This window comes from Candidatus Neomarinimicrobiota bacterium (assembly GCA_018647265.1).
GTDB lineage: Bacteria > Fidelibacterota > Marinisomatia > Marinisomatales > TCS55 > TCS55.
Genome location: JABGTK010000170.1, coordinates 1 through 9,963 on the forward strand (window position 1 = coordinate 1; position 9,963 = coordinate 9,963).

The 9,963-nt window shown below is 38.6% G+C and carries 11 protein-coding genes; 9 read left to right on the forward strand and 2 right to left on the reverse strand.

The genetic code is table 11. The features are described from left to right. Positions 1 to 2,133, reverse strand: a 2,133-nt coding sequence (locus HN459_09950) for an amidohydrolase family protein (protein MBT3479763.1), incomplete at its 3' end; no start/stop codon positions are given. A gap of 8 nt (positions 2,134 to 2,141) precedes the next feature. After that, the gene (locus tag HN459_09955) at positions 2,142 to 2,951 is read right to left on the reverse strand and encodes a TIGR00730 family Rossman fold protein (GenBank protein MBT3479764.1); all 810 of its coding nucleotides are present in this window, start codon (positions 2,949 to 2,951) and stop codon (positions 2,142 to 2,144) included. A gap of 176 nt (positions 2,952 to 3,127) precedes the next feature. Here HN459_09955 and HN459_09960 point away from each other — a divergent pair, with 176 nt between their 5' ends. From HN459_09960 to HN459_10000, 9 genes are all read left to right on the forward strand, one after another. Further along, the gene (locus tag HN459_09960) at positions 3,128 to 3,517 is read left to right on the forward strand and encodes a GntR family transcriptional regulator (GenBank protein MBT3479765.1); all 390 of its coding nucleotides are present in this window, start codon (positions 3,128 to 3,130) and stop codon (positions 3,515 to 3,517) included. 52 nt (positions 3,518 to 3,569) lie between these two features. Continuing rightward, on the forward strand, positions 3,570 to 4,361 hold the full coding sequence (locus tag HN459_09965) for a hypothetical protein (protein ID MBT3479766.1): 792 nt from the start codon (positions 3,570 to 3,572) through the stop codon (positions 4,359 to 4,361). Between the two features lie 227 nt (positions 4,362 to 4,588). Continuing rightward, positions 4,589 to 5,281 (forward strand): CPBP family intramembrane metalloprotease, encoded by a 693-nt coding sequence (locus tag HN459_09970; protein ID MBT3479767.1) that lies wholly within the window; start codon positions 4,589 to 4,591, stop codon positions 5,279 to 5,281. 34 nt (positions 5,282 to 5,315) lie between these two features. After that, on the forward strand, positions 5,316 to 5,927 hold the full coding sequence (locus HN459_09975) for a DUF4389 domain-containing protein (GenBank protein MBT3479768.1): 612 nt from the start codon (positions 5,316 to 5,318) through the stop codon (positions 5,925 to 5,927). Continuing rightward, complete coding sequence (locus tag HN459_09980) at positions 5,924 to 6,451, forward strand: hypothetical protein (protein MBT3479769.1); 528 nt, start codon at positions 5,924 to 5,926, stop codon at positions 6,449 to 6,451. Before HN459_09975 ends, HN459_09980 begins: the two co-directional genes overlap by 4 nt. 69 nt (positions 6,452 to 6,520) lie before the next feature. Beyond that, on the forward strand, positions 6,521 to 6,706 hold the full coding sequence (locus tag HN459_09985) for a hypothetical protein (GenBank protein ID MBT3479770.1): 186 nt from the start codon (positions 6,521 to 6,523) through the stop codon (positions 6,704 to 6,706). An 11-nt stretch (positions 6,707 to 6,717) separates the two neighbouring features. Next, positions 6,718 to 6,915 (forward strand): hypothetical protein, encoded by a 198-nt coding sequence (locus HN459_09990; protein MBT3479771.1) that lies wholly within the window; start codon positions 6,718 to 6,720, stop codon positions 6,913 to 6,915. Positions 6,916 to 7,067: 152 nt separating this feature from the next. Beyond that, positions 7,068 to 8,165 (forward strand): hypothetical protein, encoded by a 1,098-nt coding sequence (locus tag HN459_09995; GenBank protein ID MBT3479772.1) that lies wholly within the window; start codon positions 7,068 to 7,070, stop codon positions 8,163 to 8,165. Next, positions 8,162 to 9,963: TonB-dependent receptor (locus HN459_10000; GenBank protein MBT3479773.1), on the forward strand; the 1,802-nt coding region annotated here is incomplete at its 3' end. The genes HN459_09995 and HN459_10000, both read left to right, overlap by 4 nt.

Here is a 9,963-nt window from a genome sequence, read left to right on the forward strand (position 1 = left end):
AGTTTCAGGGTATCTGCCGTAAGAACGGACACGCTTCACATTTTCACCCAATGCGAATTTGATACCTTGAGGTGCATGTTTCAGAATTAAATCGTTAGAGAAACTGCCCCAACGGAGTTTCATTACTACATTTTGACCGCCAATTGGATTGGCAGAACCATGGAGCAGATTGATGGTAGTCAACCCACCGGCGAGGGCGCGATACATGGCCACATCATTGGGATCTATCACATCTCGCATACGTACTTCTGCCGTAACATTTTGGAAGCCTTCATTGATGGATTCGCCTGCCATATGGCTATGGGCATCAATGAGTCCCGGGGTGACGTGTTTTCCAGTACCATCTATTACCAAAGCATTACCACGGGGGAGAGAAATATTCCGGGCAATCTTTTTTACTTTTCCATCTTGAAAGAGAATATCCCATTCTTTCAAAACACCTTTTGGTCCCGATGTCCAGATTGTGGCATCATTGATTAAAATGGTTCTCGGATTGGGTACATCGCGATCAAGGCCATAAGCTCCTTCAGGAAAGACCAATGAAAGATTACTGGCTTTTTCTTTTTTAGATTTTTTCTTTTTCTTATCGTTGGTGTTATCAAAGAATGCTGTCCATTTGTCTGTTGATCCATCGGCATAGACAACACCACCAGATGCTTTGCCATCTGTTATGGATCCTTTAAAACGAGTTACGCCTTTTTGAAGTATTGTATCGCCATCAACGGAGAATGAAATTCTGTCTTGATCCAATTTATAATTGGCCAGTTTCATTTTTTTCTCGTCAACATTGAGTGAACCACCATCGGCTTTAATTGATAATGTCCATGTATTGTTACTTTCTGACAAAGTCCATTCACCGGCCGCATCCACCAAGGGGTCGGGGGCCACTTCATATTCATTGCCATCAATCCAAACGGATTGCACTTTGGATTTTTCATCAAAATAATTGCCATCAGTTACCACAAGGTTACCTATGAATCCGGGGGCTATTTTTCCCAATCGTTTGGTTTGACCAAACTCTTTAGCGGGATTGGTAGTGAGTGCTGCGAGTGCTGCCGTTTCATCTAATCCGCGGTTGACGGCTCGGGATAAGTTTTTCCGAAATTCCTTTTTATTCTTTAATTCTGCGGAGGTCAGGGCGAATTGAAATCCAGCATCAGCAAGTTTGGCTGCATTATCAGGCGCCATGTCCCAATGTTTTAGTTGTTCTGTGGAATATTGCAGTGCATTCTGTGGATCTGCCACTTCTGGTTTGGCCGGGAAATTCAAGGGAACAATCATGAAAGATGCGGGCATTTTTTCAATCCGACGATATTCATAACCATTGCCCATAATCCAAAGGTTCAATTCAAATTCATCAGCAATATTGGAGGAACGGTCGATATACAATTCATTCCCAGTTCGAAATACAAATGGTTGTTTGTTCATTTTTGCAATTGACAATTCAGCTAAAGAACGGTCTGCCTGAATCGGTTCATTTCCATCGGGATATTTGGTAAGAATTCTCTGGCTTTTGTTATACCAATCTGCATCTAAAAAGCCTTGTCTAATGAAAGCAATGGCACCCAGTAGAGAAGTAGGGTATTCTTTGGCGCCCCACCCACCAGCGGCGTATTCAATCACTTGGGCCACATTATTTGAAAGCACTTTGGGTGTATTGCCCAATTGAACCAATCCGGAACTGCCCTGGAAAATGCCGCCTTTTGGCGCAACATGGGCGGTGGTGAATCCCAATCCACGCAATTCTTTGAGTGCTTTTTCCTTGGGATGAAACAAGTCAGCTCCTTTTAGATAAGCGCGCATATTTGAATTCCAATTGGCTTGGAGGGATGTGTCCTTTTTTACCGTTTCAACATTCAGCCAACTTTCGATAAAACCGGCATAAATGTGTTTCCCATCCATATCAAGAATGGTGGCCTGTTTCGGAATTTTTACATTTGAACCAACAGATGTAATAATTCCGTCCCGTAAGATGACAGTTCCATTTTCAATGGTTTTGCCCGGTGATTTGTGAATCGTGGCATTTGTCAGGGCCCAAGCTCGTGGTGGATTTCTATGAAGTTCCTTAGCCGGCCCAACCTGTGCAGACAGCACAGAAAAAGCACATAGTAAAAGAATTATTTTAGTTTTCATAATGCTCCTCAAAAATTGGGTCCGCGTAGATGCGTCGCCGTTATTCTTTTCGTTAAGTAATTATAGGCATCATCCACCGTATCACAAATTTGGAACAAGTCCAGATCGGATCGAGAGATGACACCTTTATCTGCGAGAAATTCCCAGTTCACCACATTATTCCAAAAGTGACTATCAAATAGAACAATAGGAATCTGCTTCCGTAGTTTTTGGGTTTGAATGAGGGTGAGTACCTCCATCACTTCATCCAAAGTACCAAACCCACCGGGCCAAACCACCATGGCTTTAGCCAAGTAAAGGAACCAAAACTTACGCATAAAAAAGTAATGAAAGTTGATTTCCAAATCATCAGAAATCCATTCATTCCCCGATGTCTCAAAGGGTAGGGAGATGGATAATCCAACTGCCAGTCCGTTGGCTTCAGTGGCGCCACGATTGGCTGCTTCCATTATTCCCGGCCCACCGCCGGATGTGACGATAAAGCGTTTTTTCTTATGCTTGAGTCCTTTGCTCCATTTCGTCATTTTATATGATAATTCTCGGGCCGATTCATAATATCGGCTCATTTCCAGATTCGTTTCTAAAACGGTTCGTTCATCCTTGGATAGATTTTTTGGTGCTTCGGCCAATGCAGCTTTTGCGTCTTCTGCTGATTTCAATCTTGCTGAACCGAAGAATACAATAGTATCCTGGATTTTGTTTCGTTTGAATCGTTGGAGAGGGCCATAGTACTCAGACAATAGTCGGACAGATCGTCCTTCTGGACTGCCTAAAAATTCCTTGTTATAATAAAAACGGTCTTTATTCTCTTTATTCATCTTTCACACTCCTAGTGTTTATGCTTTATTCTTTTTATTAGTGGGGAAGTTAGGGTAGAGAGATATCAAATGTATGTTAGAATAATATTTTCAAATCTTAATTAGAATTTTTCATTTGTTTATAAATCATAATAGTTGTACTATTAGTACATGCAGTACAGAGGAAAATTTTATTTATGGAATTAATCATAAACACCAGCGAATCGGTTCCGATTTTTTCACAACTGATTGAACAAATTAAAAATGCCGTAGCAAAAGGGGACATCAACCTTGGTGATGCATTGCCCTCTGTTCGTCAATTGGCAAACGATTTAGACCTGAACCATAATACCGTTGCGAAAGCATACAAACATTTAATTAGGGACTCCATAATTGAGTCCAAAGGATATCGCGGTACTTTTATTCATAAGGATGCAAAAGCAAATTGTAATTTTGATCTTAATGAAGTAGTCACGACAAAATTAACCGATACAATAAAAACATTGCGGGACACAGGTGCAACAGATTCAGAAATCCGAATTGCATTCGCCAATGTTTTGAAAAACCAGAATAATCCAGGAGCCTAAAATGGAAACCAAGTTTCTTTTTGCCATAGTTTTTTTAAATCAATTATTTTTGATGTCATTTTATTTCCCAAAAAAAATTGCCAATCGAATTCAACATGTGTACAGCACATATCCGCCGTCAAAATTCCCAAAACTTTATCCCATGCCCATTGAATATTATCAGGATAAACAACGAAACTTCAGAATAATAAATTGGTTCATTTTAATAGCCGGTTTGTTTTTATTGAGTTATATGTTTATTTATTTTCCCCAAGATTCACATCGTGAAAGATGGGATCAAGCATTGATTGGTCTCTTTTTTATGGTCCAATTTTCCCCGGTAATTCTTTTAGAAATCGCATCTTTTAACCTTTACAAACTGATGCGAAAATTAGACGAACGTACTGCAAAAAAAGCAGAGTTTCAGCCTCGACGATTATTTGATTTTATTTCACCTTTACTAATGGGAACTACAGTTTTAGTCTATGCAGCCTTCGTTGGTTTCATCTTCTATTTTCAACGATATGATTATCCTTGGTTTGGTGGAATAATGAATATAGTTATTATTTCGGGCACAAACCTCTTATTCATCGGAATGGCAGTTTGGCATATGTTCGGTAAAAAATTAGATCCGTACCAGAGTTTTGAAGATAGAAGAAGACAAATCTCTTTCGTTATTCGACAAATGGCCATCGTTAGTATTGCTATGACTATTTATGCCGCTTTCACGATTGTTGCTCATACATTTGAGTTGCGCCATTTTGGTTCCACATTTATGAGTATATATTTTCAAATAATTGCCGTCGTTGGATTGCGAGCACTTCAAATTGACAATATAAATTTTGATGTGTACAAAGAAGATTAATCGCTTTGTTTGTAAATAGTAAAAAGGGAATTAAATCAAAAATATATTTAATTATTTTTGCATTTGCCGGTACATGCGTTTTATTGAGTTTATTATTGAAAAGTTATGGAATTGAAAACAGTTCTCTTTTTACAAACACTATTATTGGTGAAATTGAAGCCTATCTTAGGTAAATCAATTCGACAACCATTTAATTTTTATACAATCAAAAAAAACAAACATTCATTATGAACAGCCTCGATATAAAACAAAATAAATTTAAGGACTTTTTATTTGATTTAGTCCTATATATATCAGTTATGTTTTTGATTCGAGAAGTAAATATTCCCAATATAGGATTTATTGCCAATGGTCTTTTTTGGTCCTTTACCACTTTAGTTGTGGCATCATGGCGAATGAGAGTAAGAGGTGTCACTTGGAACGATTTGGGTTTACGCAAGCCCAAAAGCATTAAAAAAACTTTAATGGTCACTGGAATTATCCTTGTATTTATCCCTATATCCATAATGATATTTCAATTTTTTAAAGATCAAATACCATTTTTATTAGAGCCAGACATGTCCGAAAAGAACGCCGTTTCTAAATTTGGTAACCTTAAAGGAAATTGGGCACTTTTCTTTTTAATTATACCATTTATATTGATTGAGTCAATGCTGGAAGAATTGTTGGATAGAGGCTTTCTGATTAATTGGTTAGAGCGATTGTTCTCAAAGAAAAATTTTGCTACAGTTTTTGCAGTAATTACCCAAGCGGCAATTTTCGGATTCAGACATTCTAATGATTTTTCCGAAAGATCCATTACCGTTGGTCTTATTGGTTTAGTCATGGGTATTGGTTATGTTACTTTTGGACGAAATCTATGGCCCCTGATAATTGCCCATTGTGTTCTTAATACAATGTCAATGATTGGGAGAGTATGAAAATGAATTTTAATCAAAAAAGGAGAAAATAAAAATGGATAAATATCCTGCAAACCTAACAATCGATTACCCGGAAAAAGCCAATCGGCTTACTGTGTTTTTCCGGTTATTCACGGCCATTCCAATTATGCTTATTCTAGGACTATTATCATATCATGGATATAATAACGATCAATTTCCGAATGAATCATATTGGGTGGGAATTTTAGTCGCTCCGACGCTTTTAATGATAGTTTTTCGAAGAAAATATCCCAAATGGTGGTTTGATTGGAATATTGCATTGACAAAATTCTCGTTGCGCGTATCCTCTTATTTATTGCTGCTACGCCATGAGTACCCCTCAACGGATGAAGAACAGGCCGTCCATGTACATATTGAATATCCTGATGTAGAAAAAGATCTCAATCAATGGATGCCTCTAATCAAATGGTTATTGGTTTTCCCCCATATAATTCTACTCTGTTTTATCATGATTGGGGTCATGCTTTCAACAATTCTGGCATGGATTATTATTTTGCTCACGGGGAGATACCCAAAAAGTATGTTTGATTTTGTGGTGGGTGCTTTGCGATGGGGATTAAGAGTAGGAGCTTACGCAGTTTTATTAACCACAGATAAATATCCCCCATTCAGGCTAAGCGAATGAATAGTAAATTAATCGGTATTGGGGTGGCATTGATCTTTGTTTTAGGAGGGGTTGATGCAGGTACTTGGGAAAAGAAGGATGAATCTCCAGATAACTTTTACGAGCCAGCATCAGCAGTTTATGATTCAGAGCACCATCGCATCTTATTATTCGAGCTAGGCAGATATGGAGGCCAAGTCTATGCCTATGATTACAGTTCAAATAATTGGACTCAGATGAATGAATCTCCAGATAATTTTTACGAACCAGCATCAGCGGTATATGATCCAGAGCACCATCGCATCTTATTATTCGAGCTAGGCAGATATGGAGGCCAAATCTATGCCTATGATTACAGTTCAGATATTTGGACTCAGATGAATGAATCTCCAGATAATTTTTACGAACCAGCATCAGCGGTATATGATCCAGAGCACCATCGCATCTTATTATTCGAGCTAGGCAGATATGGAGGCCAAGTCTATGCCTATGATTACAGTTCAGATATTTGGACTCAGATAGATGCTCCTCCAGATAATTATTAAGAGTCAGCATCAGTGGATTATAATCCAGAACACCACAGCATCTTATTATTCCAACTATGCCGATCTCGAATGAAAAGTAAATTAATCGGAATTGGTGTTGCCCTCGGAATTAGCTTTGGTGTTACGATTGGATCTGTTATTGGTGCCGTAACCGGGAATGTTTCATTTTGGGTTGCCATGGGTGTGTCTTTCGGTCCCGTATTTGGAGTCGTGATTGCAATTATTTACGGATATATAAAAAATAAAATTGAATAAAAGGAGATAGTATGAAAGTAAAAATATTTTCAAAAGGCGGAAAACTCTTTGGTAAATCCAATACAGCTGTACGCCTTGAAGACGATATTAATTCCTGGTTGGAAAACCATCCCGAATTAAAGGTTTTTGAAATAAAGCAATCTTCTTGTGGTGGAAGTATGGAACCGGGACAGCATCTCATTTCTGTTTGGTATGAAACAGTGGCGTGAGCTTCCTGCGAATGCTCGCCACCAACAGGGATGTTGGATGCACTCAATACGATCTAGACCGTAATGACAAGTAGGAGGATTCAACTTAAGTTGATGCTTCATTGATGCTTCATATTTATACAAAGGAAATCCTTTGAGTAGTATAACTTAAAATGAAACTGATTCATCTATCCATGGCGGGATTAATATCCGTCACATCCCTATGGGGCCAATCCTTTCTTGATAAACTCAATACGGATTTCCTCACAGATACGGTTACCATCAGTACCGATTCACTCACTTTTGAATTGATGGATGTGAATGTGGTGGATAATCGGCCCAACAAAGGAAAAGTGTTCTCAATTTCTCAAGGGCGAAAACGGGATACTATGGAGTTTCCCGACTCCACTTTTAAATTAAAAATAAAAAAGGGATTTAACCGATTTATTTATAAATACGTGCCCATCGATATTATCTATGAACTGGATAAGCCATTAGAGGATTTAATTGATTCCCAGCCCGGATCCAATGGGGATTCGGTTAAAAAGACCTTGGAGATTAACCATCTCGAATTTGGGTACGATTATTCCGGTCGCGGTGGTAGCCGAAGGGTTCTTAATGGGCAATCACAATTAAAATCCCCATCAGGTGAAATATTAAATGAATGGCAGTGGGATATATCTTTAAAAAGGAAGAAGAATGAGAAACTTGAGCGATTGTCCGGACGGGTATTAGAGAAATGGGTGAACGACCAAAATGAAGCCATAAAATCCGAAAATATTAATCCGATTTCACCATACCCTTATAAACGATTCATCTTCGGGCGGTTGGACTATGCGAAATTCCCGGACGGGTACCGGGTGGATTGGCATGTGTCACTCAACTATCCAATGGATCAACAACATAAATTTGAACAAGGATTACCAGGATTTGGGGTGACCTATCAAAGAATGGATAGCTATTCGATTTTTTCTTTGTTCAAAAATGGTAAGCAGAAATTTACCCGTTTAAACAAATCTTTCGTAAGCAGATTAACCTATGGTTATGGTGTGGGAATTGTGAATTATGATCCAGATCGATTTGCCAATCTGAAAGGAGATCATTTATATAATATTAATGGGTTTGGTGCTTATAACATTGAATACAGACCGCAATTTCATGAAGGACTTTATGGGGGCATTGGGGTTATTGTTGATATAAATCCCTGGCCAAACATTATACCGATTACCAAGACTGGCGTTCTAATTACTGTGGGAACGATACTGCGATGAAAAAGTTAATTACTATTCTACTCTTTTTATCTACCACCCTAATTTCCCAAACTGTTTCAGGATATATCGTAGATGAAGAATCGGGTGCCACCATCATTGGTGTGAATGTAATTATTGAAGGTTCAGATCGGGGCGCAGTTTCTGATGCCAATGGATTTTTTGTCCTCACAAGGCTTACGGGCGATTCGATTCAAGTTCGCTTTTCTCATATTGCTTATGCTGAAAAACCCATGGTGATTAACTTAACAAAAGGAAGCGTCTATTTAAATAAGGTTATCTTAGTCTCAAAGGTTTTGGAATTAAGCGCCATTGATGTAGTCTCAAACAGGGGTTCAATTGTTCAGCGGGATATGGATATTGCCAGTTTTGAGGTTGATCCTGTTTTACTCAAAGAAATACCACAACTCAATAAGGATATCTATCAGCTTGTAAAACTTTCTCCCAGTGTCACCATTATGGATGAATTTTCGCCCCTTTATAATGTACGCGGGAGTGATCCGGGCGAAAATCTCGTTCAACTGGATGGTATGACTATTTATAACCCCCAACAATCTTTGGGTGGCGGATCATTATTTAACCCCTATGCCATCAAAAATATTGAAATGTTGGTTGGGGGCTTCGATGCCACATTTGGAGGGCGCAATGCATCCATCCTTTACCTCACCACTAAAGAAGGGACCAAAGGAAAACCTCGGGGAGAATTCAAACCATCCACAGAAAGTATCAAGGGGGCGGTTGAATTCCCACTGGGAAACTGGGGGACCGGAATGGTGTCAGGACGATTTGGATCATCTTTAACCACGGATATTATATTTAATTCACCCAACCACGGTTATGATTTAAATACTACTTTTTTAACGGAATTTGGAGAAACGCGCTTACGGTTTTCTCTATTCTCAAATCTCGATTATTCGGATATGAATTTTGGGTTTTTCAAAGTCTTTATGGATGATAAGATTACAGATAAATATGATTTTGGGATGAAAAATGATTCCCGAAATCTGGCAGTGGGGATCCAGAGCAGGTCAATCCTTTCACCATTTTTAATATTGGAAACGCATCTATATAAATCCAGTTTTAGAGTTGATTCCCGCTCATTCATGGCTTTTTCTATGAAAGATACTATAAATAATATTGATCAGCGGTTAGAGTATGAAACACGGATACTAAACTTGGTTGATGAAAAAACGGCTAAAATAAAATTAACCGGATTTTTGTTTTGGGGCCAACAAATTTCCCTTGGTGCAGAACTGAATAAATTTTCTTTTGAAAATGCACTCGGATTGAATCAATTAAATCGCGATGTCATTTCCCATAAACCGGATCTTTTGGCATGGTTCATCCAGGATAAAATTGAAGCGGGCCCCGCTCTGTTTAAATTTGGTGTTCGAAATACAAGATTAGAAAAAGAATCAAATTGGTATAATGATCCTCGCGTTTCCCTAGCGCTTCGCTTTGGAGATAAAACATTCAAGGCAGCCTGGGGCATATACCGCCAGTTTTTAAAATCCATGAATACCAGCGATGTAGAGGCAAACCAAACTACAGATTATTATTTTCCCCTTACCGATAAAGATCCTCTTACTTCTGAACACCGCATCATGAGTTTTGAACATCGCATTTCGGACCACTGGGAATATTCAATCTCGGCTTTCCACAAAGATATGTCTGTCCTATATCAATATGATTACCAATTGGCCCTGAAGGCAAAATCAGAAACAGAAACTTTGGAGCGAGGGAAAGGTTTTTCTTATGGTTTAGAAGGTATGGTTAAAGGAGAATGGAATCGCATTTCTGG

Bases quoted from the DNA above. Each gene is read 5' to 3' on its own strand.
- HN459_09990 (MBT3479771.1), top strand. From the start codon at position 6,718: ATGAAAGTAAAAATATTTTCAAAAGGCGGAAAACTCTTTGGTAAATCC.
- HN459_09975 (MBT3479768.1), top strand. From the start codon at position 5,316: ATGGATAAATATCCTGCAAACCTAACAATCGATTACCCGGAAAAAGCC.
- HN459_09960 (MBT3479765.1), top strand. From the start codon at position 3,128: ATGGAATTAATCATAAACACCAGCGAATCGGTTCCGATTTTTTCACAA.
- HN459_09995 (MBT3479772.1), top strand. From the start codon at position 7,068: ATGAAACTGATTCATCTATCCATGGCGGGATTAATATCCGTCACATCC.
- HN459_09965 (MBT3479766.1), top strand. From the start codon at position 3,570: ATGTCATTTTATTTCCCAAAAAAAATTGCCAATCGAATTCAACATGTG.
- HN459_09970 (MBT3479767.1), top strand. From the start codon at position 4,589: ATGAACAGCCTCGATATAAAACAAAATAAATTTAAGGACTTTTTATTT.
- HN459_09985 (MBT3479770.1), top strand. From the start codon at position 6,521: ATGAAAAGTAAATTAATCGGAATTGGTGTTGCCCTCGGAATTAGCTTT.
- HN459_09980 (MBT3479769.1), top strand. From the start codon at position 5,924: ATGAATAGTAAATTAATCGGTATTGGGGTGGCATTGATCTTTGTTTTA.
- HN459_09955 (MBT3479764.1), bottom strand. From the start codon at position 2,951: ATGAATAAAGAGAATAAAGACCGTTTTTATTATAACAAGGAATTTTTA.